We start from the raw sequence: 24,165 nt of genomic DNA, 5'->3' as shown, positions 1-24,165 counted from the left end.
CCGTGGGCCACGATGAAGAGCACGAGCGGTTCGACCGCGAGATCGAGGCGATGGGCGTCCGGATAAAAGACGCCGACGCACTGAAGGTACGGGCCGACGTCTTTGACGAGGTCACCCTTATCGCGCTCTACAAACTCGTCCACAAAAAACTGATCTCGGTCATCGGCGGCCCCATCAGCACCGGAAAAGAGGCAAACGTCTTCTACGGCGAACACGACGGGAGGGGGATCGCGATCAAGATCTACCGCATCCGGACGGCGAACTTCAAGGCGATGACCGATTACCTCGCAGGGGACCGCCGGTTTGCGAGCGTCCGGGGATCGCGCAAGGGCATCGTCTTTGCCTGGACGAAGAAAGAGTACAGCAACCTCGCCCGGGCGCACGATGCGGGGATTCCGGTCCCCGAGCCCCTCGCGTTCGACCGGAACATCCTCTTGATGGAGTTCCTCGGGCGTGGTGAGGTGCCGTATCCGCAGCTCCGGAACGCCGAAGTTGCGGATTACGGGGTCGTGTACCGGCAGATCCTCGGCTACATCGAACGGCTCTACCAGGATGCGCGCCTGGTCCATGCCGACCTCTCCGAATACAATATCCTCTACCACGAGAAACCATACCTGATCGATATGGGGCAGGCGGTCACCCTGGATCACCCGCGGGCGGGCGCGTTTCTGATCCGGGATATCAGGAACATCAATCGGTATTTCTCCCGTTACTGCGATGTGCAGGACGAACAGGAGATCGCCAGAGCGATCACCGGCGGCCAGGACCGGGAGCGATAACCACCGGGAGATAAGATAATCATGACCAGACAGGAGCTAAAAGTTTCATCCGCAAGGCTCGGTGTACTCATCGGCAAGAGCGGGTCCACGAAACGCGAGATCGAAGAGAAGACCGGAATAACCCTCCGGATCGACAGCGAAGAAGGGATGGTGACGATCGAGGCGGAGGACCCCGTCGCCGTCATGACGGCGACGAATGTCGTCCAGGCGATCAACCGGGGGTTCTCGCCGGAGCGTGCATACCGGCTCCTTGAGGATGAGGATATGATGTTCGACGTCATCGACCTCGCCGACCTCTCGGGCACGGCCCGGCACCTCGAGCGGCTCCGGGGCCGGATCATAGGGAAGGCGGGGACGTCCCGCGCCCAGATCGAGGATATGACCAGCACGGAGATATCGGTCCACGGAAAGACTGTCGCGATCATCGGTCTCCCGGACCAGGTCGAGACCGCGAGGAAGGCAGTGGAGATGCTGATCCAGGGTGTGCCCCACGAGCACGTCTACGGGTTCCTCGACCGGAAGAAGAAGGAAGCCAAACAGGCGATGCTGGAGTACTATTCGTGATGCGGCCGGGACGCACCGGTCCTGATCACCCCGATGACGATACGAAGGATATGCGGTCTGCAGTGGAAATGAAGGGGTATCCATGGAGATAGCCGACCTTCCCCTCCCGCCGGATCTCCTGGCCGGTTACACGGAGCGCGGGATCACGGAACTCTACCCGCCGCAGGCGGCCTGCATCGAAGCGGGGCTTTTTACGGGGAAGAACCTCCTCATCGCCATCCCGACCGCGAGCGGCAAGACCCTGGTCGCCGAGATGGCGATGCACCACCAGGTCGGGCGGGGCGGCAAGTGCCTCTACATCGTCCCCCTGCGGGCGCTCGCGAGCGAGAAGTTCGAGGAGTTCTCGGGGAAGGGCCTCCGCGTCGGTATCGCCACCGGCGACTTCGATCGAAGGGACGAGTACCTCGGGAGAAACGACATCATCGTCGCGACGAGCGAGAAGGTGGACTCGCTCCTCCGGAACCGGACGCCATGGCTTGCGGAGGTCACCCTGCTCGTCCTCGACGAGGTCCACCTCATCGATGACCCCTCCCGGGGGGCGACGCTCGAGATGGTGATAGCAAAACTCCGGCACAAAAACCCCGCCATCCAGATCATCGCCCTCTCCGCCACCATCGGGAACCCACGGGACCTTGCCGGGTGGCTGGACGCGGAGCTCGTCGAGAGCGACTGGCGGCCGGTGGACCTCCGGGAAGGGGTCTTCTTCCAGAACAGTATCCGGTTTGCCGACCGGGACCGGGAGGTCGAACGCCGGAGCAAGTACGAGGACCTGGACCTCGTCCTCGACACGGTCGCGGAAGGGGGGCAGTGCCTGGTCTTCGTCAGCTCCCGCAAAAACGCCGAGGCGTTTGCGAAACGCGCGGCATCGGGGTTGAAACTCGCAAACCCGGTCCTCGCCGGCTACGCCGATAAGATACGCTCGAACGCCGCCACCGATATGGGGAGGACGCTTGCCGCCTGCGTCGCGCAGGGCGCGGCGTTCCACCACGCGGGCCTCGCCCGCGAGGAGCGCCAGATCGTTGAAGCGGGGTTCCGGGAGGGGCAGATCAGGGTGATCGCCTCCACCCCGACGCTCGCGGCGGGCTTAAACCTCCCCGCCCGGCGGGTGGTCGTCCGCGACTACCTCCGGTTCAACGCCGGAGAGGGGATGCTCCCGATCCCGGTCCGGGAGTACCGGCAGATGGCCGGGCGGGCCGGGCGGCCGCACCTCGACCCTTACGGCGAGGCGGTCCTGATCGCGAAGTCCGAGGAGATGGTCGACGAGCTCTTCGACTGCTACATCGGGGCGCCGGCCGAGGACGTCCGGAGCCGGTGCGCAGACGAGGCAGTCCTCTGCACCCACATCCTCTCGCTCATCGCGACGGGGTTCGCCCGCGAGACGGGCGAGGTGCTCGAGTTCATGGACGGGACGTTCTACGCCCACCAGGGGGAGAGCCCCCGCGCACTCTCGCGGGCGGTGCACCGGGCGCTTGAGTTCCTGCGCGAAGCCGAGATGATCACCGAGGTGGGGGAGTGGCTTGAGGCCACGGAGTACGGGTCGCTCGTCTCCCGGCTCTACATCGATCCCCGGAGCGCCGAGGTGATCGTGGCGGCGATGATCGGGCGCAAAGAGTATACCGATATCGGGCTCCTGCACCTCCTCTGCTCGACGCCTGATATGCCGACGCTCTTTGTGCGGCGGGACGACATGTACCTCCTCGACCGGTTCCTCGCCGACCACCGTGACAATCTCTGGATGGAGATCCCCTGGGACGCGGGCGAGGGGTTCGACCGGAGCCTCAAGACCGCGCTCCTCCTTGCCGACTGGGCGGACGAGGTCGGCGAGGATGCGATCTGCGAGCGCTACAGCGTCGGCCCGGGCGATATCTACGGTATGGTGGAGAGCGTCGCCTGGCTGGTCCACGCGAGCCGGCACCTTGCCGGGCTCTTTGCCCCGCACCTTGCAGCGCCCATCGAGGAGATGGAGCTCCGGACCAAGCACGGCATCAAAAAAGAGCTCCTGCCCCTCATCAGGCTCCGCGGGATCGGGCGCGTCAGGGCGCGCCGGCTCTTCAACAACAACCTCGGGTCGATCGAGGCGCTCCGCGCGGCCGGGCCGGAGAAGGTCGGGAAGGTTCTCGGCCAGGGGATCGCCGCACGGATATTCGAGCAGCTCGAGGGGACGCGGGCGGAGGTCGGGGAGGTCGGCGAAGAGCAGTCGACCCTCTCCCGGTTCGGGTGAAGAAGGATGGCAGAGATGGCATGCGATATCTACCCGGCGGTCTTCACGGTCGACGAGAACGTCCGGTTCCTGCGTAAGGTCCGCCGGATCGCCGAAGAACACCGGACCCACATCATCCTCTTTGATGCTGACCGCCTCGCCGGACGCGCCCACGTGGAGGCGGCGCTCCGGCACGCCTGGCGGTCGTGGGCCGGCGGCGAACCGATAGCAAACTCGATCGAGATGGAGGCGCTCCTCTACGCCGCGGGGACCCGGCAGTGCCAGGTGGCCGCGTCCTTCGGGGTCCATCCCGGCGAGAACCGCTCCTACATCGCCGTCTGCCCGTCGGCGCCGGGCGTCCGTGACCGCCTCGCCGGTCTCGTGACGTTCGTCGGTGAGGAGCGGGAAGAGGCGATCGGTCCCGCGAAAAGGGCGCGCCTTGCGGACCTCTTCGGCATCACGCCCGAAGAGGTCGCGGTGGTGGGAGAGGAGCGGTTCCGCGACCTGGTCCTCGAGCGGGTGGCGCTCCTCGACGTCTACCGCTGACCCGACGAGGCGTGGGTGAGGATGTGCCGGATCTCGGGGATGATGATCTCCCGCGCGGCAAGTGTCACGGCCTTCGTCGAGCCCGGTATGCAGAAGACCGCCCGGCCGCCGACGACCCCGGCGATCGCCCGGGAGAGGATCGCGGCGGTCCCGATCTCCTCGTAACTTTTGAGGCGGAAGAGTTCGCCGAACCCGTCGATGGTCTTCTCAAGCAGCGGCGCGACCGCCTCAATGGTCACGTCGTCGGGCGTGAGCCCGGTGCCCCCGGTGACGATGACACAGGTTGCACGCGAAAGGGCCGCGGAGACTTCGGCGCGGATCCGCGCGAGATCATCGGGGACCACGGTATAGTGGGTTACCTCGATGCCATCGGCGGAGAGGAGGTCGATGAGCGCCTTTCCGCTGGCGTCAGTCCCGGGTTTCCGGCTCGATGAGACGGTGATGACGGCCCCGGTCACGGTGAGGGGTTTAAGATGATTACTCTCCATAGGATCTTCCAGTACCCCTGTACCGCGTATTTTACTTCTTTCTATCTCTTGAGTGGCGGTGTTCAATCCCCGACCCCTTTGTTTCGACTGGAACCTGTGGAGGGACGGGGGGAGGGACGGGGAGGGGGACGGGGGAGGGACGGGGGGGAGGGACGGGGGGAGGGACGGGGGGGGGGGACGGGGGGAGGGACGGGGGAGGGACGGGGAGGGATGGATGAGTGCGATGTATGGAGAGGACACGGGACACGAAGAAGAACTGAAGAGGGAAACGCGGAGAGAGGGGGAGGGAATCGGTTCTCCGGCGGATATGCAGGTTCACCCGAAGGAGGTGACCGGGGCCGGACCGGAGGAGGAGAGCCCATCCCGGGATGTCATCGGGAGGCGGTGACCAGGATCCGGATCGGAAGGGGGAGGACCCATCCGGGGATATCATCGGGAGGAGGTGATCGGGATCCGGATCGGAAGGGGAGGACCCATCCGGGGATATCATCGGGAGGAGCTGATCGGGATCGGATCAGAGGAGGAGAGCCCATCCCGGGATGTCATTGGAAGGGATGACAGGGAGCCGGACCAGAGGAGGGGAGAACTCCCTGAAGACTCCTCCAGGATGAGGTGACAGGGGGATCAGGATCGAGCACCAGAGTGGGCTGTCTCGCCTGAATATCCAGGGGTCCCATCCCTCACATACCTTCCCTTCGTCTCTGCCTCTCTTCGTGTTTCTCTCTCCAGTTTCTCTTCGTCTCTCTCGTTCCTCTTCGTATCCCATACTCCTCCCCATATCCTTGCATTCGTCTCCCTGCATCCTGTACTCCACGCTCTGCACTTGTCCTCCGTATCCTGTACTGTTACGATAAAACTTTATATCTTGAGTTGCAGAGTTACACATGACTATCACCATCACCTTGATTGAATGATACCGCCCTGCGGTATCACCATCACTCTCCACTCGAAACAAAGGGGTCGGGGTGATCCCGGGTCGCTCCATCTGCGCTATCCCCGGCATTACTCTCCTCTTGAGCCCTTCACCGATATTTCGCCGCTGATTCGCCGGTATTTCGCCGGCAACCGGTCCGCTCTAAGTTCCACTGGAAACGAAGGGGTTATCAATCCCGACGACGATCATCTTAGGGGTTCACGGCGCGAGAATTTCCTGTCCTGGTAACCCCCTCCGGTGACATCATGTCGGACGATAAGACCAACCCAATGGGACTATTCAAAAAATACCTGACCAACAGGCGTATATTTAAGAACAGGGAAGTATTGCGCCACAGCTATCGTCCTCACATCTTTCCTCACCGGAAACCCCAGATCGACGAGCTCGCCTCCATCCTTGCGCCTGCCCTCACGAACGAGACCCCCTCAAACATCCTCATCTACGGCAAGACCGGGACCGGGAAGACAGCCTCGGTCCGGTACGTCGGGACGGAACTTGAGAACGCGAGCGCCCTCGCCGGAACGAAGTGCAGGATCGTCCACCTCAACTGTGAGGTGATCGATACCCAGTACCGCGTTCTCGCCCAGATCGCAAACTGCCTCGACGACGCCGACCAGCACCCAAGCGACAGCCCCCGGAGCCTCATCCCGATGACCGGGTGGCCGACCGACCAGGTCTACATGGAGCTCAAAAACCAGCTCGAGAGCAGCGGTGGGGTCATGGTCATCATCCTTGACGAGATCGACAAACTCGTCAAGAAGAGCGGCGACGACACCCTCTACAACCTCACCCGGATCAACTCCGACCTCAAATTCGCGAAGGTCAGCATCATCGGGATATCAAACGACCTCCGGTTCACCGACTTCCTGGACCCCCGGGTCCTCTCCTCGCTCTCTGAAGAGGAGATCGTCTTTCCTCCCTACAACGCCCCCCAGCTCTGCGACATCCTCCAGCAGAGGGCCGATATGGCGTTCATCGAGGGGGCGCTCGACGAGACGGTCATCCCGCTCTGCGCGGCGCTCGCGGCGCAGGAGCATGGCGACGCCCGGCGGGCGCTTGACCTCCTCCGGGTCTCGGGCGAGCTCGCGGACCGCGAGAACGCCGCGGGCGTGGGTGAGAAGCATGTCCGGATGGCCCAGGAGAAGATCGAGACCGACAGCATGGTGGAGTGCGTCTCCACCCTCCCGACCCAGAGCAAGGCGGTCCTCTACGCGATGCTGATCCTCGAACAGATGGGCAAACGGATCTTCACGAGCGGCGAGGTCACGGTGGTCTACCGGGAGATCGCCCGGCTCATCGACCTCGACGTCCTGACGCACCGCCGGATCACGGATCTCATCTCCGAACTCAACATGCTCGGCGTCATCAACACCCGGGTCGTCTCGCGGGGCCGCTACGGCCGGACGAAGGAGATGTGGTTCGACGCGACGACGAGTAAGATCGAAGAAGTCGTCACGCGCGACCCGAGGCTCGTCGACCAGAGGCTCAAGGAACTCGACATCAACCGATTAAGAGCAATGTTCAGGTGAAACCATGGATGACAAGGATCGTATCCTCCTCCATCTCCTGGAGGAGAACTGCCGTACCCCGGTGAGCGAACTCGCGGTGCTGGCCGAAGTGAGTGAGCAGGACATAAGAGACCGGATCGGCCGGCTGGAAGCGGCCGGCGCCATCCGCCGCTACGGGGCGGTCGTCGACTGGGAACAGGCCGGGAACGGCAACGTCGCCGCGGTGATCGAGCTCAAAGTCTCGCCCGAGCGGGACTTCGGCTACGACCGGATAGCAGAGCGGATCGCCCGGTTCCCGGAGGTCCGGTCGCTCCGGCTGATGACCGGGGCCTACGACCTCCAGCTGCTGGTGGTCGGATCGAGCATGCACGAGATCGCGCGGTTCGTCGCCGAGCAGATCGCCCCGATGGACCGGATCCGGGAGACGGCGACGCATATCATCATGAAGACCTACAAGGAGAACGGGACCGCCTTCGCCGGGCGCGAAGAAGTCGAGCGTCTCCCCTACTCGTTCTGAGGTGAGGATCGTTGAGGGACTTCGTCTCGGCACGGGCGCGCGCCATACCACCTTCGGGCATCCGGAGGTTCTTTGACATCGCCCAGACGATGGAGGACGTCATATCCCTGGGCGTCGGCGAACCGGACTTCGTGACCCCCTGGTGTGTCTGCGAGGCGTCCATCTACTCCATTGAGCAGGGGTCGACCGCCTACACCTCGAACAAGGGGACGCCCCAGCTGCGCGGCGCCATCAGCCGCTACCTCGATACCCGCTTTTCCACCCGCTACGACGCCGACGGGGAGATCATCGTGACCTGCGGCGTCTCGGAAGCGGCCGACATCGCCATCCGTGCCGTCGTCGACCCGGGCGACGAGGTGCTGGTGGCAGAGCCTAGCTACGTCTCCTATACCCCCTGTGTCTCCCTCACCGGCGGGGTCCCGGTGACCGTGCCCTGCCGGGCGGAGGACGAGTTCCGGCTGACTGCCGATGCGCTCATGGAGTCTATCACCCCCCGGACGAAGGCCCTGATAGCGAACTTCCCGAACAACCCCACCGGCGGGGTGATGCAGGAGGCGGACTGGCGCGCGGTCGCCGACGTCCTGGTCGACCACGACCTCCTCCTCATCAGCGACGAGGTCTACGCCGAGCTCACCTACGACGGCGACCACTTCTCGCCGGCGAGGATCCCCGAACTCCGTGACCGGACGATCACCTTAAACGGGTTCTCGAAGGCCTTCGCCATGACCGGGTGGCGGATCGGCTACCTCTGCGCCCCGCCCGAGATCACCGCGGCGGCCTTGAAGATCCACCAGTACGTCGCGCTCTGTGCTCCCGTCATGGGGCAGGTTGCGGCCTACGAGGCGCTCCGGATCGGCGAGGCCGAGAAGGACGCCATGGTCCGGGAGTACCGGCTCCGGCGGAACCTCTTCGTCGACGGGTTAAACAAACTCGGCCTTGTCTGCCACCTTCCGAAGGGTGCGTTCTACGCCTTCCCCTCGATAGAGAGCACCGGCATGAACGATATCGAGTTTGCCGAGTCGCTCCTCCGCGAGCAGCACGTGGCGGTCGTCCCGGGAAGCGTCCTCGGGCCGTCGGGTGCCGGGCACATACGGTGCGCCTACGCGGTCTCGCGGGATAATCTCAAAGAGGCGCTCTCCCGCATGGGGACGTTCCTTGAGTCGGCAAAATAGAAACGCCTTTATACCCGCCCCGGAGAGAATCAAAACCTTTTTATCCGGTATACCTGCCCCGGCAGCCGTCGGTCTGGTGTCCGACAGGGGAATGACGGGCGGAGAACCCCTTTATTTCCACTGGAGATGTGGATTTATTCAGGGATTATAGGTGCCGCGGGATCCCGTTGTGTCCATACGGGGGTACGCATCCCGTCTCCCGAACCCCGGACAGATCGCCGGGTTCGCATCCGCGCTCAGGCAAAAAAATCCGATTACAGATCAACATGCCTCTACCGGGAAAACCTCGGCGCAATGACCCTGGATTTCATGGAGATGAGGTTTCCAGTGGAAATGAAGGGGTCCGGATCCCGAGTTCGACCGGGTTTGTGGGGAACTGCCGCCGCGAAGGTTGATATACAATGGCCCCCTGCCGCCGGAACCCCGGGATAAGCGCATACCACGACGCAACGCCAAAACGGTCCGCCTGAAATCCGCGCTCCCGGGGAAGACCCATCCTTCTCGCGCGGGATACGACCCCTGTCCGGCGCTCGTCCGTCCGGGGGGCGGGGAGGGCGGTCTCTGCACCACGAAGACCCGGTTGCTTTCACGCGGGACGATCGCTCTCCCGGTGTTGCATTGTAACGTTTATCAGGATGTATCGCTCCATCCTACTTGATAGAACAATGAGTTGTACTATTATCGTCGGCGGATTCTTTGGTGACGAGGGAAAAGGAAAGATCGTGGCCCACATCGCTCACCAGGACAGACCATCCATCATCTCCCGGGGCGGCGTCGGCCCGAACGCCGGGCATACCGTCTGTATCGGGGAGAAGGAGTATGGTGTCAGGATGGTCCCCTCGGGGTTCGTTTACCCGGAAGCGGCCCTCATGATAGGGAGCGGCGTGCTCGTCGATCCCCGGGTATTCCTGCGGGAGGTCGACCTGCTCGGCGTCAGGGGCAGGATCTTTGTCGACGGACGGTGCGGCATCATCGAAGAGGAGCATATCGCCCGCGACAGGGGGAGCGAGCACCTCAGGGAGAAGATCGGGAGCACCGGGACCGGATGCGGCCCGGCAAACTCCGACCGCGTCCTCAGGACGTCCCGGCAGGCAAAAGACGTCCCTGAACTCGCGGAGTACATCACCGATGTGGCGGAAGACCTCAACCGCGCCCTGGACCGGGACGAGGTGGTCCTTCTTGAGGGGACCCAGGGTTTCGGCATATCGCTCTACTTCGGGACCTACCCGTTCGTGACCAGCAAAGACACGTCCGCCTCGCAGATCGCCGCCGATAACGGCGTCGGCCCGACCCGGATCGACGACGTCATCGTCGTCTTCAAGGCCTACCCGACCCGGGTCGGCGAAGGCCCCTTTGCGACCGAGATGACGATGGAGCGGTCGCACGAACTCGGTATCGAGGAGTTCGGCACCGTCACCCGCCGCCAGCGCCGTATCGGCACCTGGGACGGGAAGATGGCCCGCTACTCGGCGATGATCAACGGGTGTACCCAGGCGGCGATCACCGGCATCGACCGGATCGACCCGGCCTGTTTCGGCGCGACGGATTACGGCCAGCTGACCCGGAAGGCGAAGGACTTCATCGCGCAGGCCGAGAAGGATATCGGCAAGCCCGTCACCCTGATCTCGACGGGCCCCGAGATGTCGCAGATCATCGACCTCCGGGGCGAACTATGAGACGGGATCTCATGGAGATCCTCTGCTGCCCGGTCTGCAAGGGCGATCTGCTGCTGACCGCGACCGAAGAGAGCGGCGGGGAGGTGCTGGAGGGCACCCTCCGGTGTGCGGCATGCCGCGTCGATTACCCCATCAGCGAAGGCATCCCGAACCTCCTCCCGCAGACGGCCTGCGAGGACTGATCCCGCCGATGTCGGAGATTCATCTCAACCGCCGCGGGATCAACGCCATCGAGGTCCCGGGCGAGGTGGAGGCGGCGCCGGGAAGCGATCTCTCCCTCCGGATCGTCAACCACGGGTCTCCGCTCCACATCTCCCTCGCCACGGCGAACTCTGCGGCATTCACCGGCTTCATCCACGAGAACCTCTACGTGGGCGTCGATGCGGAGTTCCATATCCCCATCCGCGAGGACGCTCCCCCCGGGGTCTTCTCCGTGGAGGTCATCGCCGGGTACGGCGCCCGACGGGCGGCGTTCCGGGTCGCCGTCCGCGAGCGCAAAGCCCCGGAGCCCGAGCCGGTCGACGCGCTCCCGGCGGCGGCCCGGGCGGTGTCGCTCCCATCCCTCCCGCTCCCGCCCCTTCCGGTTCTCGCCCCCGTTGCCACAGCCCTGGTGCTCTACGGGCTCTGGATCGCATCGGGGATCGATCTCTTCAATGCCGCCGCGTTTGCGGTGCTCCTCGTCGGGGTCATCCTCGCATGGCAGCGGCAGCGGTCGTAGTCGCCGCGTCGCTGCTGGTTGACCGGCTGGTCGGGGACCCGCACTCCCGCTACCACCCGGTGGCGGTCCTCGGCCGGTTCATCGGGTGGTGGGGAGTCCCGTCCCGCTACCCGGTCCGGGTCCAGCGGGCGGCCGGGGCCGCGGGGACCATCGCGACCGCAGCGCTCTTTGCCGCCCCGTTCGCCCTCGTCCAGTTTGCCGCCCCCTGGTTTCTCTACATCATCCTCGCACCCTTCCTCCTCAAGGTCTGCCTCGCCTGGCGGTCGCTTGAGGAGCATACCGCCGCCGTGGTGCGGGCGCTCGAGGACGGCGGCATCGACGCGGGCCGTGCCCGGGCCGGGATGATGGTGAGCCGGGATACGGCGCACCTCGAGCGCGAGCACGTCCTCTCGGCCGCATACGAGTCGATGACCGAGAACCTGGTGGACAGCATCATCTCCCCGCTCTTCTACTTCGGGATCTTCGGCCTCGCGGGGGCCGCGGTCTTTCGGGCGATCAACACCCTGGACGCGATGCTCGGCTACCGCGACGAGCGGCTCCGGATCGGGTGGTTCCCGGCCCGCGCCGACGATGTCGCAAACTTCATACCGGCACGGGTCACCGGCCTCGTCCTCCTCGCCTACTTTGCGGCGAAGGGGCGGTTCGCCCCGGCGTATGCGGCGCTTTGCCGGGATGCGAAGGAGCGCCCCGGGTTCAACGGCGGGATCCCGATGGCCGTCATCGCCGGCGGGGTCGGGGTCCGGCTCGAGAAACCCGGGATCTACACCATCGGAGACCCGGAGCGGACGCTTGCGGAGGCGGGCGCCGGGATCGTCCGGGCGGTCCGGGCGGCGACGATCATCTTCGCCCTCGCCGAGATCGGCGCACTATTTTTATTGGGGTCCATGAGCTATACATAGGAGTAATGAAACTCGAGGAACTGAGATTTGGCACCGAGCTGATCAAGCGCGGCTTTGCGTCGATGCAGAAAGGCGGCGTCATCATGGACGTCGTCAACGCAGAGCAGGCAGAGCTCGCCGAAGAGGCCGGTGCCGTCGCCGTCATGGCGCTTGAGAGAGTCCCTGCCGATATCAGGGCAGCCGGGGGCGTGGCCCGCATGGCCGACCCGCAGAAGATCGTTGAGATCATCGATGCGGTCTCCATCCCGGTGATGGGGAAGGCCCGGATCGGCCATTTTGTCGAGGCGCAGATCCTGGAAGCGCTCGGTGTGGATATGGTCGACGAGAGCGAGGTGCTGACCCCGGCAGATGAGCAGTTCCACATCGATAAGACCCGGTTCTCGGTCCCGTTCGTCTGCGGCGCCCGGAACCTCGGGGAAGCCCTGCGCCGGATCGACGAGGGGGCGGCGATGATCCGGACGAAAGGCGAGGCCGGGACCGGCAACGTCGTGGAGGCGGTCCGTCACATGCGGGCGATCATGGGCGGGATCCGGAGTTTGAAGGGGCTCTCCAGCCAGGAGCTCGTCGACCGGGCCCGGGAGATCGAGGCGCCGGCGGAACTCGTCATCGAGTGCGCAAACCTTGGCCGCCTTCCCGTGGTGAACTTCTCCGCCGGCGGCATCGCGACGCCCGCGGACGCGGCGCTCATGATGCAGCTCGGGGCCGACGGTGTCTTTGTCGGGTCGGGGATCTTCAAATCTGCAAGCCCCGAGATGACCGCCCGGGCGATCGTGGAGGCGGTGAACCATTACGACGACCCGAAGGCCATCGCCGAGGTGAGCAAGGGGCTCGGCGAGGCGATGAAGGGCCTCGACGTCCACATGCTCCGGGAAGAAGAGGTGCTGCAGACCCGTGGGCGTTAAGGTCGGCGTTCTTGCGCTCCAGGGTGACGTTAGCGAGCACATAGCGGCGTTCCGCGACTGCCTCGCGGGCCGGTCGGGTTCGACCGCCGTGCCGGTCCGGCACCCTCGCGACCTCGCGCATCTCGACGCCCTTGCGATCCCGGGCGGGGAGTCGACCGCCATCTCCCGGCTGATCGGGAAGAACGGGCTTTATGAGCCTCTCAGGGGGTTCGAGGGCGGGGTATTCGCCACCTGTGCCGGGATGGTGCTTGCGGCGGACCGGGTTGACGATCCCCGGGTGCGGACCCTCGGCCTCATCCCGATGCATGTCGCACGGAACGCCTTCGGGCGGCAGGTCGACTCCCGCGAGGCGTCTCTTGACGTCGCGGGGCTCGCGGAGCCGTTCCGGGCGGTCTTCATCCGGGCCCCGGTGGCGACGGAGGTCGGCCCGGGCGTTGCGGTGCTCGCCCGTGTCCCGGAGGGGATCGTGGCGGTCAGGAGCGGCCGGCATATGGCGTTTGCCTTTCACCCGGAGCTTGGAGGGGACTTGCGCCTGCACCGGATGTTCTTAGCGGGGCTCGGGGTATAGGATCGGGGCCTCTTTTCGTATGAACATGGCCCCCGATCTTTTCATCCGGTATGCCTGTGGCCCCAGGGGCATCATGTAGTTTTTTGCCACGACCGGGAGGGCTCAGCAAAACCCGGGATTCCGGTCCCCGGCCGGTTCCCCTGCCCGCCGTGCCCACGTCTCGCCTTCGGCGGTCAGCCGGTAGATGATCCAGTTTCCCTGGGCCTCGCCGATGATCAGTTCTGCTCTCTTCAGGATAGAGAGGTGGTAGGATAACTTCGAGTCCGCTATCCCGATCACCGCCTTGATGACACAGACGCAGAGCGGCTGGACGGCGAGCATCGCGAGGATTTTTTGTCGGATCGGGTCGGCAAGTGCGCGGTGGAGGGCGCTCTCTCTTTCCAGAACCTCGTTCCCCGGCAACCGCCCGGTCAGCCCTGCGATACCCCCGCACCGGCAGAGCGACTCCTCGACCTCCGGCGGGAGGGAGAGCGTCTCTGTCCGGTACTCGTTCTTCTCTACCACCCGATCCATCACCTCGCTGGTTCAAACTAGTATGAAATGAGATGGCATATACCTTATCTGCGCTGTTCTGTCCTCCGCCGCCCGTTCCCACTGTGGCTCTGACACCCCCGGGGAAAGGGGTTGTCCGGTGCGGAGCCCGCCTGCTCGTACGGGGTGAAGAGACGACTGCCCATCATGGTCCCCGGGATCGGGATAGCGGAGTCGGGCGGGGGCACAGGGCATCGTAACGTTTATCCTCACTCCTGCACCATACTGTTTCAAATTTATTTGAATTAGTGATCAACCTCCAGTGAGGTACACTCGTGATTGACATACTCATCAGCGCTCTCGCATCAGGGCTTGCCTCCGTGCTCGACTACCTCTCGGCGCACGTTCTCACCTGCCTGATCCCGGCGTTCTTCATCGCCGGCGCCATCGCAGCCTTCGTCAAGAAAGAGGCGGTGCTGAAGTACTTCAGCCCGGACACCCCAAAACCGGTCTCCTACGGGATAGCATCGGTCTCGGGGACGATCCTCGCGGTCTGCAGCTGCACCATCCTCCCGATCTTTGCCGGTATCCTCAAGAAAGGGAGCGGCATCGGCCCGGCGACTACGTTCCTCTACGCCGGTCCGGCGATCAACATCCTCGCGATCATCTACACTGCCCGGGTGCTCGGGTTCGACCTCGGTGTGGCTCGGGCGGTCTCTGCCGTCACCCTCGCCATCGTGATCGGGCTTCTCATGGCGCTGCTCTTCCGGTCGACCGACGTCGAGACCCTGAAGCGGAAGGCGATGGCGCCGAGCGTCGCCGGGGCGTGTGAGGCGGAGAAGCCGCGCTGGGTCACGCCCGCGTTCTTCGCCCTCCTCGTCGGGGTGCTGGTCTTTGGCGCCTCGCCGCTTGACTGGGTGATCCGGCTCTCGATCGTCTACATCCTGACCCTTGCGATCGCCGTCCTGCTCATCTACTACTTCGACAGGGACGAGGTGACCGACTGGGGGCTTGAGACCTGGGATCTCACGAAGAAGATCTTTCCGATCCTGATCGCAGGAACGTTCCTTGTCGGGATCATCGCGTTCTTCCTCCCGCCTGAGACCTTCCAGCCCTACTTCGGCAACAACTCGCTCGGTGCGAACTTCCTCGCAGCCGTCGTGGGGATGATCCTCTACATGCCGACGTTGCTTGAGGTCCCGATCATCGGCACGACGTTCGGCTACTCGTCCGGGATCATGGCCGCCGGCCCGGCGCTCGCCCTCCTGCTGGCCGGGCCGACGCTCAGCCTGCCCTCTATCCTTGTCATCTACCGGATCATCGGAGCGAAGAAGACGGCGGCCTACGTGACGCTGGTTGTGCTCTCGGCGACCATTGCCGGGTTCGTCTACGGCAACGGGATGCTGCTCGTGTAGGGGGAAGCGTATGGAGAGCGATAAAAAGAGAGAGAAACCCTGCTGCGCCGCCGAAGCGCTGCGGCGTGTTCGCCGGATCGAAGTCGGAGGGGTCGTCGTCGGGCTCGTGATGCTCGACGATATCCTGGCCGATACAATCGCCCTTAACCTCTCAGGCGAGATCGCTATCGGCGATGAACTGATGAAACAGGTAAAGATCTACAACTACATCCCGAGGGAGGCGGAACTGCTCTACCGGGCGGCGATCCTTCGTGAGTACCAGAACGAGGTGAAGAAGCAATGGTAAAGATAGAAGTGCTCGGAACCGGTTGCGCGAAATGCAAGCGGCTCGCAAAGAACGTGGAGACAGCAATCAAAGACCTCGGCATCGAGGCAGAACTCGTCAAGGTCGACGACATCACCGAGATCATGGACCGCGGTGTGATGCTGACGCCCGCCCTCGCCGTCGACGGGGAACTGAAGGTCTCTGGCCGAGTGGCAGACGTCAAGGAGATCAAGGAGATCCTGCAGGGGTGATAAGCATGGCCCGCGAACGGCGCGTCATCGTCGCCTGCTGCGGGGGATCGTATACCGGACAACTCGCCTGCCGGAGCGCGGTGCGGCTCGCCCGTGAAGGCTACGGCGACCTCGTTGCCGTCGCTGCCGTCGCCGCCGGGTGCAGGCCCGGGATCGAACAGGTGCTGGCTGCAGACGACGTCGTGGTCATCGACGGCTGCGAGACCGGCTGCGCCCGGGCGATTCTCGATCGGTTGGGTCTTGAGCCCGACCAGTACATCGTCGTTGCCGGGCTCCCCCTCCGGTCGACCGGCTACCTCGGGATCGACCCGCAGGACGTCGATGCGGTCGTCTCTGCCGGATGGGTGCGAGATGCCGGGACCTGCATTCCCCGGAAGAGGAAAGACCATGGTGCTGATTGAAGTATTCGGGACCGGCTGCGTCAAGTGCCGGCGGATGAACAAGAACGTCGAGATCGTTGTCAGGGAACTCAAGATCAATGCGGATGTCCGCAAGATCGAGAGCCTCGATGAGATGATCGACCGGGGTGTGATGCTGGCGCCGGCGCTCTACGTCGACGGAGAGCCTAAAGTCGTCGGCCACGTCCCCTGCGTTGAAGATATCAAACAGATCCTGCTTGGAGAAAAGTAAACCATGACGGAACAGAACATACCCCGGTGCGCCTGTGAATCTGGCATAGAGATGGAGGGCGGCACGAAACGGATCATCTTCGCCTGCGCCGGCGCATCGAAGGCCGGACAGATCTCGAACGAGGCTGCCGTTCAGTTGACGAAGGAAGGATACGGGAATATAGCCTGCACGGCATCCCTCGCCGTCTCTACACCCTCGATCAAGAAGAAGGTCGAGGCAGCGGACGAGGTGATCGTCATCGACGGCTGCCCGGTCGGCTGCGCCCGCCAGATCGCGGAGCGGGCCGGGGTTGCGCCCGACCAGGAGATCGTGGTCACGGACCTCGGGATCGAGAAAGGCGGGGGCCTCGACCTATCCGAAGAAGACGTGGAGACGGTCGTCTCCGCCACCTGGGAGGGGAAAGGGAGAGCAGAGGAAGAGAACGAGCACAGGCGGTCCGGTGGATGCGGGTGTGGGTGCGGTTGCGGGGGGTCGACGGACACCCTCGTCGTTGAATGGCGGCATATCGGCAGAGACATCGAGAACACCTGCGAGCGGTGCGACGAGACCGGAAAGGCCGTGAGGGACGTTGTCGACCAGATTCGTGCGGTCCTTGAGGATGTGGGTATCACGGTCAGGTTTGTCGAGAACGTCCTCCCGAGCGATACGATCGCAGAGTCAAACAGCATCCTCTTCAACGGCGTGCGGCTCGAGAGCCTCGTCGAGGGCATGGAGGTCACCAGCACTCCCTGCACCTCCTCCGCCTGCATCACCGGGCAGGACGGCGCAGAATGCCGGGCAATCGAGTATAACGGCGAGCGTTACGATTCGATCCCGCCAGAGCTGATCGCCCGGGCGGCGCTCAGGGCGCTCGGGCTGGAGTGATAGCGTGAGGGAGAAAGTCCGCTTTGTCTGCACCCATAATTCCGCCCGGTCGCAGATGGCGGAAGGGTATATGAACGCACGCTATGGCGACCACTATGAGACCTTCTCCGCCGGCACCAAACCGGGGACCCTGAACCCCTACGCCGTCCGGGCGATGGCCGAGATCGGGATCGACATCTCCGGCCACAGGGTCAAAGACCTTGGTGAGTTCGATGAGCAGGAGATGGATTACCTTGTTGCCGTCTGCGAGGGAGGGCTCTGCCCCCTCTTTCCCTGGGCGAAGGGGGAGATCCATCAGGAGTTCCCGGACCCCTCGAACCTCACCGGCACCGACGAGGAGATCATGGTCGGCGTCCGGCGTATCCGGGACGATATTACGAGTTGGATCGACGCGACGTTCGGGGGGAACTGATTGGCGGTCATCGTCATCGCCTGTTTGGGGATATCGAACACCGGGAAACTGACCGCCCAGGCCGGGGTGATGCTCCTCCACTGCTCCTGCGGGGCGGTCGAGGCCTGCATCGCGGCCATCCGGCCGACGGCGTCCCTGGAGGTTGCGGTCCGACACGCGGACCGTATTCTGGTGCTGGACGGGTGCGCCGACTGCTGCGGGAAGAAGAAGGTGCGGGCGCTCGGGGTCGAGCCGCACCTGCATATCGTTGCCACCGGCTGCGGCATCGAGAAGAACGGGATGGCCAAACCCCGGTTCGATGAGATCGAGCGCCTTTCAGCCGCCGTGCTGGAGGCGATCAGGGAGTGACGCCGGTCGGGGGAAGACCCCGGAGAAGGTCGAGCACGTCGCCCGAAAAAGGAGCCCACTGTGACCGGTGATACCCGTACTGATTGCTCAGGCGTGCCGAACCTGATCGAGGTTGAAGACCTGACGAAGGTTTTCGGCACCATCACCGCCGTGGACCACGTCTCGTTTGAGGTCCGCGAAGGAGAGATCTTCGGTTTCCTCGGCCCGAACGGGGCGGGGAAGACCACTACCACGCGGATACTCACCGGCGTCATCCCGAGGAGCGGCGGGAGCGCCAGGATATTCGGGTATGATATCCTGAAGGAACCGGTCCGGGTAAAACAACGGTTCGGCGTCGTGCCCGAAACCTCGAACGCCTACGTCGACCTGACCGCATGGCAGAACCTCATGCTGATGGGGGACCTCTACGGGCTCGATCGTGCCCGGGCAGAACGGCGCTCGCACGACCTTCTCGAAACCCTCGGCCTCTCCGTGAGGAGAGGCCAGAAGGTGCAGGGCTACTCGAAGGGCATGAAACAGAGGCTCATCCTCGCCATGGCGCTCCTCCACGAGCCCGAACTCCTCTTCCTCGACGAACCGACGAGCGGCCTGGATGTGCAGAGCACGCAGATGATCCTCTCCATGCTGCGGGCGCTGAATGCGGACGGGACAACCATCTTCCTCACCACCCACAACATGGAGGAGGCGAACCGGCTCTGCGATCGAGTCGGTATCATCAGGAGCGGCCGGATCGTCGCGATCGACGCGCCCGAGAGACTGAAGACCACGATCGACCGTGTCCACCGGATCGAGGTGAGCTTCGACCGGGAGATCGGGGGAGATCTCCTTTCAGGGCTTGCGGGCATCACCGGGGCTGCCCGAACGGGGGATAAGTGGCAGATTACGGCAGAGAATCAGGACACGGCCATCCGCTCCCTTGTATCATTCAGCCGGCAGGAGGGGATAGCGATCCTCACCTTGAACACGCTTGCCCCGTCGCTCGACGAGGTCTTCCTGCGACTGACGGGCGAAGAGGAGAGAAGATGAACCCGGCAGGAACGTCCGAACAGGTGCGGCGGGCATGGGCGATAGCAAAGAAGGATATCCGGATCTATTACTCCAAAGGCCCCGTGCTCATCTTCGGTATCTTCATGCCGGTCTTCCTCTTCCTGGCCTTCTTCATGGGAGGCCGGCAGCTCCCGCTCGCGTTCCTCCTCTCCGGGCTTATGGGGATGACCCTCTTCTTCACCTCGACCGCCGTATCTCCTGCAATCTTTCCCTGGGAAGGGCAGGCAAAGACCCTCGAGCGCCTCGCAGCCTGCCCCATCACCATCGAGGCGATCGTCCTTGGGGACATGATCGCCTCCATCCTCTTCGGCATCGGGGTCACGGCGGTCACGCTCCTCATCGGGCTTGGGCTCGGGCTTGTGCTCCTGCACGGCATCGTGCTCGGTTCTGCCGTCTTCCTTGCGGCGGTCTGCTTCTCGGCTATCGGGATGCTCCTTGCCGTCCCCCCGACGAACGTGCCTTCGAACATCATGATGCTCTCCTCGCTCCTGAAGTTCCCGCTCATCTTCATCTCCGGGATCTTCATTCCCCTGGAGCAGATGCCCGCATGGGGGCTGTACCTTGCCGTCTGCTCGCCGCTCACCTACTTCACGGACCTGGTGCGATACTCGTTCACGGGCGCACACTACTTCCCGGTGGCGGTCGACATCGTGATGCTTGCCCTCTTCACCCTGGTCTTTACCGCCGCCGCGATGCACCTGCACCGGCGGACCATGCCACGGAGGCTGTGATGTCGCGCCGGGAAGCCGGGTTCTGGGGTTGGCTGCGGCTCCCTCCATCCTCCTTGCAGCCGGGTGCTGCACCTAACACCCCTCCCTCAGTGAAGGGGGTACTCTCCGGGCGCTTGAGAGGAGCAGCACGCGGACACGCCGGAAGGTGAACGCTATGGACAGGGTGCTGATACCCCGCATCATCGAGACCCTGCGGTACATCGAAGAGCAACTTGAGGAGCGGGAGCGGGAGGATCTCTACCGCAGGGAGATCACCCGGGCAAAGAAACGGGGCGAGCCGGAGTGACCGCTTCTGCATCCTGCCCCGATACACGGTGGAGGAACGCCGATTTTTCCGGCAGGTGGATGCGGTGATGAAGCATCACTGGAGAAAGCATATATATCCGCCTGCACAAGAACACAGAACCATTTCAAACCAAATTGTAACAGTCAATCCAGCGACGGGAGTGTCCTTGATGAAAACGAACCAACCATGCAGTTCTGAGGTCCCACGCATGCGCCGGGGGCTTGCTTGCAACATAACCGGACGAAAGGTCCTGCCGTTAGTTGCGCTGTCGGTTCTCCTGGCCTTTGCCGCCCTCTTTGCAGGGTGTACGACAGAATCCGGCGGAGCGGACGCAGCCACCGTCTCGCCGCTCAACGGCACCGTCACTAAAGTCGAGGTCATCCATTTCACCGCTCCGAACCAGTGCCACTCCTGCGTGGTGCTCGGTGACTACGCCGAGGAGACCGTAAAGACGCACTTCTCCGAAGAACTCGGCTCCGGGAAGCTGATCTTCGACCATATCGATATCGCCGACCCACAGCAGCAGGAGATCGTCGAGCGCTACGGCGCAACCGGTTCGTCGCTCTGGATCGGCACCTACGACGACCTGGGCGGGTTTTATAAAGAAGAGGATATCCGGGTCTGGTACAAACTCAACGACAAACCCGGATTCATGCAGTATCTCAAGACGCTACTCGGGATGCGTCTCGCCGGGGACTTCTCGCAATGAGCCTGATGGGGTTCATGGAGACGATGGGGACGAGCAGCGTCCCTCTCGTCGCCGCGTTCTTCATCGGACTCATGATGGCCCTCTCGCCCTGCCCGCTCGCGACGAACATCGCTGCAATCGGGTATCTCTCCCGCCGGATCGGCAGCCCGGGGCAGACCCTCCTTGCCGGAGCGCTCTACAGCGCCGGGAGGATGGCCGTCTACGTCGGCATCGCGGCGCTGATCGTCACGTTCGGCCTCTCCATCCAGGGGATCTCGCTCTTCCTCCAGTCCTGGGGCGAGGTGCTGGTCGGTCCGCTGCTGATCGGGCTCGGGGTTGTGATGCTCGATCTCGTCCCGCTCCCCTCCTGGACGGGCGGCAGCAGGCGATTCGCGGCATTCAAGGAGCGGGTTGCCGATCAGGGGCTGGCAGGGAGTTTTCTCCTCGGCGTACTCTTCGCACTGACCTTCTGCCCGTTCTCGGCGGTGCTCTTCTTTGCGATGCTCGTCCCGCTGGCGCTCCGGACCTCTGATCCGCTCGGCGTCCCGGCGGTCTTTGCCGTCGCGACCGCTCTGCCGGTGATCGCGTTCTCGCTGATCATGGTGACCGGGATCGCGAAGGTGGGGAGCGCGATGAAGGCGGCGGAGATGTTCGAGTACTGGACCCGGCGCATTGTGGGGGTGCTCTTCATCGGGATCGGGGTCTACCTCATCGCGGCAATGCTGCTTAGGTGAGACCCTTCCAGCGGAGAATCTTCCTGTGGCTGCACGGAAAACTCCCGCAGCCCTTCTCTCCTTCCATGCCGCGCTCCTGTCCGCGTTTGGTCTGAAGACTACATCGTCCTGCAGGTTCCTCCTGCGTACTGTCTCATACAAGTTCAATTTTTATTGAAATAGAAACCTTCATACGCCGGCACCGCCAACAGTAGTTCAAACCAGATTGAAACACTCCGGCAGGTGAGCCGGAGCGGACGTGGTGACCATGACAGGCGAGAACGAGAAAAAAGACGGAGTAAAAATCGGATCGCGGATAAAGAACCTCTTCTCCTCCGGATGCGGCTGTGGCAGCGGCGGCGGTTGCTGCGGCACACGGATCGTCCCGAAGGAGAAGAAAGAAGAATCTGACATAGGGGAGCAGTAAACCACCGATGCGGGACCGGGCCCCATGGATCTTCCCTCAACACTTATTACGGCCGGGCAGTTCTTCGTCGTTATAGCCGGGGAACTGATCCTGCTCTTTGTCGGGATCACGTTCCTCGTCGGGCTGCTCCAGGCCTATATCCCCGAAGACCGGGTACGGAGCGTGCTTGCCGGGAAGCGGCAGGGCATCGCCGGGAACGTCATCGGGGCTGGGTTCGGGGCGCTCACCCCGTTCTGCTCCTGCTCGACCATCCCCATCCTGCTCGGGCTCCTTGAGGTCGGGATTCCCTTCGGGGTCTGCATGTCGTTCCTGCTCGCCTCCCCGCTCTTAAACCCGATAATCCTCTCGCTTCTCGTCGCGCTCATCGGGGTTGTGCCGACCGCTGTGTATGCCGCCGTCACCTTCACCGCCGCCGCAGGCATCGGGTGGCTCCTCGGGCGGCTCGGCTACGGGCGCTACGTCAAGGACGTGATGGTTGAAGGGAGGCCGGAACCCTGCGACTGTGCTGCAGGCCACCCTGTCCGCATCCGCAAGGCGTTCTCCTTTGCCGTCAGCCTTTTCCGGCAGGTGCTCCCCTACCTCCTCCTCGGTGCGGGTATCGGGGCGTTCATCTACGGATTCATCCCCGGAGACCTGATCGTCTCCCTCGCCGGGCCGAATAACCCGCTCGCCATCCCGGTGGCGGCGGTGATCGGGGTGCCGATGTACATCCGGGCAGAGACGATCATCCCCATCAGTGCCGTCCTCCTCGAGAAGGGGATGGGCATTGGAGCGGTCATGGCCCTGATCATCGGCGGCGCGGGGGCAAGCATCCCGGAAGTGACGCTCCTTGCCGCGATCTTTGAGCGAAGGCTGGTCGCCGCGTTTGTGGTGACGATCCTCATGGTCGCCGTCCTTGCCGGGGTGGTGTTCCAGGTGCTCAGCGTGGTCTAACCTCTGTCATGAGGTGAACGAATCATGGATGGAAAACCTTGTTGTGCCGCGGATGCGCCGCATGCCGCCGCGCTCGCGGGAGAGATCCGGCCCGGCGGGTGGTGACCGGCGATGGACACCGCCGACCAGGGGACCTCCGGCTCCCGGCTCTCGTTCCTCGACCGCTACCTGACCCTCTGGATCGTCCTTGCCATGGCTGCCGGCGTCGCCGTCGGCTACTTTGTCCCCGCGGTCCCGGCAGCGATCACAGGGTTTGCTGTCGGGACGACATCGATCCCCATCGCCGTCGGGCTGATCCTGATGATGTATCCGCCGCTTGCGAAGGTCCGGTACGAAGAACTCGGGCGGGTCTTCCGGGACAAAAAAGTCCTCGGCCTCTCCGTCGTCCAGAACTGGGTCGTCGGCCCGGTGCTGATGTTCCTCCTTGCGGCGGCCTTCCTCGCGGATAGGCCGGAGTTCATGTACGGCCTCATCCTCGTGGGTCTCGCCCGGTGCATCGCGATGGTGATCGTCTGGAACGACCTTGCAGAGGGCGACTGCGACTACTGTGCCGCCATCGTGGGCTTGAACTCCATCTTCCAGGTGCTCTTCTACGCCCTCTACGCCTACGTCTTCATCACCGTCCTCCCGCCGCTCCTCGGGATCGGGACCGGGACGGCGGTGCCGATCACGATCTCGGGCGTCGCCGCCACGGTCTTTGTCTACCTCGGCATCCCGTTCATCGCCGGGTTCGTCACCCGGTTCGCCCTCCTCCGGGTGAGGTCGAAGGAGTGGTACCACGAGCGGTTCATCCCGAAGATATCGCCGATCACGCTCATCGCCCTGCTCTTCACGATCGTCGTGATGTTCTCGACCCAGGGCGGGAACATCGTCGCGCTCCCCGCGGACGTCGTGCAAGTCGCGATCCCACTCACGATCTACTTCCTTCTGATGTTCTTCGTCTCATTCTGGATGTCCTGGAGGCTCGGGGTCGACTACGGCCGGAGTACGGCGCTCTCGTTTACTGCGGCAAGCAACAACTTTGAACTTGCCATCGCCGTTGCCATCGGGGCCTTCGGGATCAGCTCCGGGGTGGCGTTTGCCACCGTCATCGGCCCGCTGATCGAGGTGCCGGTGCTGATATCGCTCGTGAACGTGGCGCTCCTGATCCGGGATAAGTGGTACGGCGGGGAGGCGACAGGAAGATGTCCCGCGGATTCCCACTAAAGGTGAT

31 protein-coding genes and 1 pseudogene are annotated in these 24,165 nt (G+C 63.7%); 29 read left to right on the top strand and 3 right to left on the bottom strand.

What is annotated here, in order from left to right:
* Positions 1-2 precede the first annotated feature (2 nt).
* The 4 genes from QZ408_RS04340 (at position 3) to cgi121 (ending at position 4,089) form a co-directional block, all read left to right on the top strand.
* A complete protein-coding gene (locus QZ408_RS04340; RefSeq protein ID WP_292489976.1) occupies positions 3-779 on the top strand; it encodes a serine protein kinase RIO in 777 nt (258 codons plus the stop codon).
* 21 nt (positions 780-800) lie between these two features.
* Positions 801-1,343: a KH domain-containing protein gene (locus QZ408_RS04335; RefSeq protein ID WP_292489975.1), complete on the top strand. Its 543-nt coding sequence runs from the start codon at positions 801-803 to the stop codon at positions 1,341-1,343.
* A gap of 82 nt (positions 1,344-1,425) precedes the next feature.
* On the top strand, positions 1,426-3,564 hold the full coding sequence (locus tag QZ408_RS04330) for an ATP-dependent DNA helicase (protein ID WP_292489974.1): 2,139 nt from the start codon (positions 1,426-1,428) through the stop codon (positions 3,562-3,564).
* Between the two features lie 6 nt (positions 3,565-3,570).
* Entirely contained in the window at positions 3,571-4,089 is a 519-nt protein-coding gene (gene cgi121 / locus QZ408_RS04325) for a KEOPS complex subunit Cgi121 (protein ID WP_292489973.1), read from the top strand.
* Here cgi121 and QZ408_RS04320 read toward each other — a convergent pair.
* Both QZ408_RS04320 and QZ408_RS04315 read right to left on the bottom strand, forming a co-directional pair.
* On the bottom strand, positions 4,080-4,577 hold the full coding sequence (locus QZ408_RS04320; RefSeq protein WP_292489972.1) for a molybdenum cofactor biosynthesis protein B: 498 nt from the start codon (positions 4,575-4,577) through the stop codon (positions 4,080-4,082). The genes cgi121 and QZ408_RS04320 overlap by 10 nt on opposite strands.
* A gap of 514 nt (positions 4,578-5,091) precedes the next feature.
* Positions 5,092-5,475, bottom strand: a complete 384-nt coding sequence (locus QZ408_RS04315; RefSeq protein ID WP_292489971.1) for a hypothetical protein — start codon at positions 5,473-5,475, stop codon at positions 5,092-5,094.
* A 281-nt stretch (positions 5,476-5,756) separates the two neighbouring features.
* Between QZ408_RS04315 and QZ408_RS04310 the strand changes: the two genes are divergently transcribed.
* The 9 genes from QZ408_RS04310 (at position 5,757) to pdxT (ending at position 13,471) form a co-directional block, all read left to right on the top strand.
* Positions 5,757-7,040: an ORC1-type DNA replication protein gene (locus QZ408_RS04310; RefSeq protein WP_292489970.1), complete on the top strand. Its 1,284-nt coding sequence runs from the start codon at positions 5,757-5,759 to the stop codon at positions 7,038-7,040.
* A gap of 4 nt (positions 7,041-7,044) precedes the next feature.
* Positions 7,045-7,536 carry an Lrp/AsnC family transcriptional regulator gene (locus QZ408_RS04305; RefSeq protein ID WP_292489969.1) on the top strand — a complete coding sequence of 164 codons (492 nt, stop codon included), beginning with the start codon at positions 7,045-7,047 and terminating at the stop codon, positions 7,534-7,536.
* A gap of 11 nt (positions 7,537-7,547) precedes the next feature.
* On the top strand, positions 7,548-8,708 hold the full coding sequence (locus QZ408_RS04300; protein WP_292489968.1) for an aminotransferase class I/II-fold pyridoxal phosphate-dependent enzyme: 1,161 nt from the start codon (positions 7,548-7,550) through the stop codon (positions 8,706-8,708).
* 665 nt (positions 8,709-9,373) lie between these two features.
* Complete coding sequence (locus tag QZ408_RS04295) at positions 9,374-10,384, top strand: adenylosuccinate synthetase (protein ID WP_292489967.1); 1,011 nt, start codon at positions 9,374-9,376, stop codon at positions 10,382-10,384.
* Positions 10,381-10,566: a methytransferase partner Trm112 gene (locus tag QZ408_RS04290; RefSeq protein ID WP_292489966.1), complete on the top strand. Its 186-nt coding sequence runs from the start codon at positions 10,381-10,383 to the stop codon at positions 10,564-10,566. Before QZ408_RS04295 ends, QZ408_RS04290 begins: the two co-directional genes overlap by 4 nt.
* An 8-nt stretch (positions 10,567-10,574) precedes the next feature.
* Positions 10,575-11,102 (top strand): hypothetical protein, encoded by a 528-nt coding sequence (locus QZ408_RS04285; RefSeq protein ID WP_292489965.1) that lies wholly within the window; start codon positions 10,575-10,577, stop codon positions 11,100-11,102.
* Positions 11,081-12,001 (top strand): adenosylcobinamide-phosphate synthase CbiB, encoded by a 921-nt coding sequence (gene cbiB / locus QZ408_RS04280; RefSeq protein ID WP_292489964.1) that lies wholly within the window; start codon positions 11,081-11,083, stop codon positions 11,999-12,001. The genes QZ408_RS04285 and cbiB overlap by 22 nt, the downstream gene beginning before the upstream one ends.
* 5 nt (positions 12,002-12,006) lie before the next feature.
* Positions 12,007-12,903: a pyridoxal 5'-phosphate synthase lyase subunit PdxS gene (pdxS, locus tag QZ408_RS04275; protein WP_292489963.1), complete on the top strand. Its 897-nt coding sequence runs from the start codon at positions 12,007-12,009 to the stop codon at positions 12,901-12,903.
* Positions 12,893-13,471, top strand: a complete 579-nt coding sequence (gene pdxT, locus QZ408_RS04270; RefSeq protein ID WP_292489962.1) for a pyridoxal 5'-phosphate synthase glutaminase subunit PdxT — start codon at positions 12,893-12,895, stop codon at positions 13,469-13,471. Before pdxS ends, pdxT begins: the two co-directional genes overlap by 11 nt.
* 102 nt (positions 13,472-13,573) lie before the next feature.
* Here pdxT and QZ408_RS04265 read toward each other — a convergent pair whose 3' ends face one another.
* On the bottom strand, positions 13,574-13,984 hold the full coding sequence (locus QZ408_RS04265; RefSeq protein ID WP_292489961.1) for a metalloregulator ArsR/SmtB family transcription factor: 411 nt from the start codon (positions 13,982-13,984) through the stop codon (positions 13,574-13,576).
* 293 nt (positions 13,985-14,277) lie between these two features.
* Between QZ408_RS04265 and QZ408_RS04260 the strand changes: the two genes are divergently transcribed.
* The 16 genes and pseudogenes from QZ408_RS04260 (at position 14,278) to arsB (ending at position 24,158) form a co-directional block, all read left to right on the top strand.
* A complete protein-coding gene (locus QZ408_RS04260; RefSeq protein WP_292489960.1) occupies positions 14,278-15,357 on the top strand; it encodes a permease in 1,080 nt (359 codons plus the stop codon).
* A gap of 10 nt (positions 15,358-15,367) precedes the next feature.
* Positions 15,368-15,643 (top strand): hypothetical protein, encoded by a 276-nt coding sequence (locus QZ408_RS04255; RefSeq protein WP_292489959.1) that lies wholly within the window; start codon positions 15,368-15,370, stop codon positions 15,641-15,643.
* Positions 15,637-15,873, top strand: a complete 237-nt coding sequence (locus QZ408_RS04250; protein ID WP_292489958.1) for a thioredoxin family protein — start codon at positions 15,637-15,639, stop codon at positions 15,871-15,873. Before QZ408_RS04255 ends, QZ408_RS04250 begins: the two co-directional genes overlap by 7 nt.
* 5 nt (positions 15,874-15,878) lie before the next feature.
* Positions 15,879-16,274, top strand: a complete 396-nt coding sequence (locus QZ408_RS04245) for a putative zinc-binding protein (protein WP_292489957.1) — start codon at positions 15,879-15,881, stop codon at positions 16,272-16,274.
* On the top strand, positions 16,261-16,503 hold the full coding sequence (locus tag QZ408_RS04240; protein WP_292489956.1) for a thioredoxin family protein: 243 nt from the start codon (positions 16,261-16,263) through the stop codon (positions 16,501-16,503). The genes QZ408_RS04245 and QZ408_RS04240 overlap by 14 nt, the downstream gene beginning before the upstream one ends.
* Before the next feature lie 3 nt (positions 16,504-16,506).
* Positions 16,507-17,367, top strand: coding sequence for a putative zinc-binding protein (locus tag QZ408_RS04235; protein ID WP_292489955.1), 861 nt, complete (start codon positions 16,507-16,509; stop codon positions 17,365-17,367).
* A 4-nt stretch (positions 17,368-17,371) separates the two neighbouring features.
* Entirely contained in the window at positions 17,372-17,779 is a 408-nt protein-coding gene (locus QZ408_RS04230) for an arsenate reductase ArsC (RefSeq protein ID WP_292489954.1), read from the top strand.
* Positions 17,780-18,127, top strand: a complete 348-nt coding sequence (locus QZ408_RS04225) for a putative zinc-binding protein (protein ID WP_292489953.1) — start codon at positions 17,780-17,782, stop codon at positions 18,125-18,127.
* A gap of 60 nt (positions 18,128-18,187) precedes the next feature.
* Positions 18,188-19,153: an ATP-binding cassette domain-containing protein gene (locus QZ408_RS04220; protein ID WP_292489952.1), complete on the top strand. Its 966-nt coding sequence runs from the start codon at positions 18,188-18,190 to the stop codon at positions 19,151-19,153.
* A complete protein-coding gene (locus tag QZ408_RS04215; RefSeq protein ID WP_292489951.1) occupies positions 19,150-19,905 on the top strand; it encodes an ABC transporter permease in 756 nt (251 codons plus the stop codon). The genes QZ408_RS04220 and QZ408_RS04215 overlap by 4 nt, the downstream gene beginning before the upstream one ends.
* A 112-nt stretch (positions 19,906-20,017) precedes the next feature.
* Positions 20,018-20,191: pseudogene (locus QZ408_RS04210) on the top strand (V-type ATP synthase subunit D); the annotation flags it as partial.
* Positions 20,192-20,360: 169 nt separating this feature from the next.
* The gene (locus tag QZ408_RS04205) at positions 20,361-20,900 is read left to right on the top strand and encodes a nitrophenyl compound nitroreductase subunit ArsF family protein (RefSeq protein WP_292489950.1); all 540 of its coding nucleotides are present in this window, start codon (positions 20,361-20,363) and stop codon (positions 20,898-20,900) included.
* Positions 20,897-21,613 carry an aromatic aminobenezylarsenical efflux permease ArsG family transporter gene (locus QZ408_RS04200; RefSeq protein ID WP_292489949.1) on the top strand — a complete coding sequence of 239 codons (717 nt, stop codon included), beginning with the start codon at positions 20,897-20,899 and terminating at the stop codon, positions 21,611-21,613. Before QZ408_RS04205 ends, QZ408_RS04200 begins: the two co-directional genes overlap by 4 nt.
* A 247-nt stretch (positions 21,614-21,860) precedes the next feature.
* Complete coding sequence (locus QZ408_RS04195; RefSeq protein ID WP_292489948.1) at positions 21,861-22,019, top strand: hypothetical protein; 159 nt, start codon at positions 21,861-21,863, stop codon at positions 22,017-22,019.
* Positions 22,020-22,043: 24 nt separating this feature from the next.
* Positions 22,044-22,952, top strand: a complete 909-nt coding sequence (locus tag QZ408_RS04190) for a permease (protein ID WP_292489946.1) — start codon at positions 22,044-22,046, stop codon at positions 22,950-22,952.
* A 111-nt stretch (positions 22,953-23,063) separates the two neighbouring features.
* Positions 23,064-24,158, top strand: coding sequence for an ACR3 family arsenite efflux transporter (arsB, locus tag QZ408_RS04185; protein ID WP_292489945.1), 1,095 nt, complete (start codon positions 23,064-23,066; stop codon positions 24,156-24,158).
* Positions 24,159-24,165: the final 7 nt, after the last annotated feature.

Source organism: Methanoculleus sp. 10 (assembly GCF_913757945.1).
Classification (GTDB): Archaea; Halobacteriota; Methanomicrobia; order Methanomicrobiales; family Methanoculleaceae; genus Methanoculleus.
This window is presented reverse-complemented; position numbering and strand designations above follow the sequence as displayed.

Coding starts and splice junctions, on each gene's coding strand:
- QZ408_RS04335 (WP_292489975.1), top strand. CDS start 801: ATGACCAGACAGGAGCTAAAAGTTTCATCCGCAAGGCTCGGTGTACTC.
- QZ408_RS04330 (WP_292489974.1), top strand. CDS start 1,426: ATGGAGATAGCCGACCTTCCCCTCCCGCCGGATCTCCTGGCCGGTTAC.
- cgi121 (WP_292489973.1), top strand. CDS start 3,571: ATGGCAGAGATGGCATGCGATATCTACCCGGCGGTCTTCACGGTCGAC.
- QZ408_RS04320 (WP_292489972.1), bottom strand. CDS start 4,577: ATGGAGAGTAATCATCTTAAACCCCTCACCGTGACCGGGGCCGTCATC.
- QZ408_RS04315 (WP_292489971.1), bottom strand. CDS start 5,475: ATGGTGATAGTCATGTGTAACTCTGCAACTCAAGATATAAAGTTTTAT.
- QZ408_RS04310 (WP_292489970.1), top strand. CDS start 5,757: ATGTCGGACGATAAGACCAACCCAATGGGACTATTCAAAAAATACCTG.
- QZ408_RS04305 (WP_292489969.1), top strand. CDS start 7,045: ATGGATGACAAGGATCGTATCCTCCTCCATCTCCTGGAGGAGAACTGC.
- QZ408_RS04295 (WP_292489967.1), top strand. CDS start 9,374: ATGAGTTGTACTATTATCGTCGGCGGATTCTTTGGTGACGAGGGAAAA.
- QZ408_RS04290 (WP_292489966.1), top strand. CDS start 10,381: ATGAGACGGGATCTCATGGAGATCCTCTGCTGCCCGGTCTGCAAGGGC.
- QZ408_RS04285 (WP_292489965.1), top strand. CDS start 10,575: ATGTCGGAGATTCATCTCAACCGCCGCGGGATCAACGCCATCGAGGTC.
- cbiB (WP_292489964.1), top strand. CDS start 11,081: ATGGCAGCGGCAGCGGTCGTAGTCGCCGCGTCGCTGCTGGTTGACCGG.
- pdxS (WP_292489963.1), top strand. CDS start 12,007: ATGAAACTCGAGGAACTGAGATTTGGCACCGAGCTGATCAAGCGCGGC.
- QZ408_RS04265 (WP_292489961.1), bottom strand. CDS start 13,984: ATGGATCGGGTGGTAGAGAAGAACGAGTACCGGACAGAGACGCTCTCC.
- QZ408_RS04255 (WP_292489959.1), top strand. CDS start 15,368: ATGGAGAGCGATAAAAAGAGAGAGAAACCCTGCTGCGCCGCCGAAGCG.
- QZ408_RS04250 (WP_292489958.1), top strand. CDS start 15,637: ATGGTAAAGATAGAAGTGCTCGGAACCGGTTGCGCGAAATGCAAGCGG.
- QZ408_RS04245 (WP_292489957.1), top strand. CDS start 15,879: ATGGCCCGCGAACGGCGCGTCATCGTCGCCTGCTGCGGGGGATCGTAT.
- QZ408_RS04240 (WP_292489956.1), top strand. CDS start 16,261: ATGGTGCTGATTGAAGTATTCGGGACCGGCTGCGTCAAGTGCCGGCGG.
- QZ408_RS04235 (WP_292489955.1), top strand. CDS start 16,507: ATGACGGAACAGAACATACCCCGGTGCGCCTGTGAATCTGGCATAGAG.
- QZ408_RS04215 (WP_292489951.1), top strand. CDS start 19,150: ATGAACCCGGCAGGAACGTCCGAACAGGTGCGGCGGGCATGGGCGATA.
- QZ408_RS04205 (WP_292489950.1), top strand. CDS start 20,361: ATGAAAACGAACCAACCATGCAGTTCTGAGGTCCCACGCATGCGCCGG.
- QZ408_RS04200 (WP_292489949.1), top strand. CDS start 20,897: ATGAGCCTGATGGGGTTCATGGAGACGATGGGGACGAGCAGCGTCCCT.
- QZ408_RS04195 (WP_292489948.1), top strand. CDS start 21,861: ATGACAGGCGAGAACGAGAAAAAAGACGGAGTAAAAATCGGATCGCGG.
- QZ408_RS04190 (WP_292489946.1), top strand. CDS start 22,044: ATGGATCTTCCCTCAACACTTATTACGGCCGGGCAGTTCTTCGTCGTT.
- arsB (WP_292489945.1), top strand. CDS start 23,064: ATGGACACCGCCGACCAGGGGACCTCCGGCTCCCGGCTCTCGTTCCTC.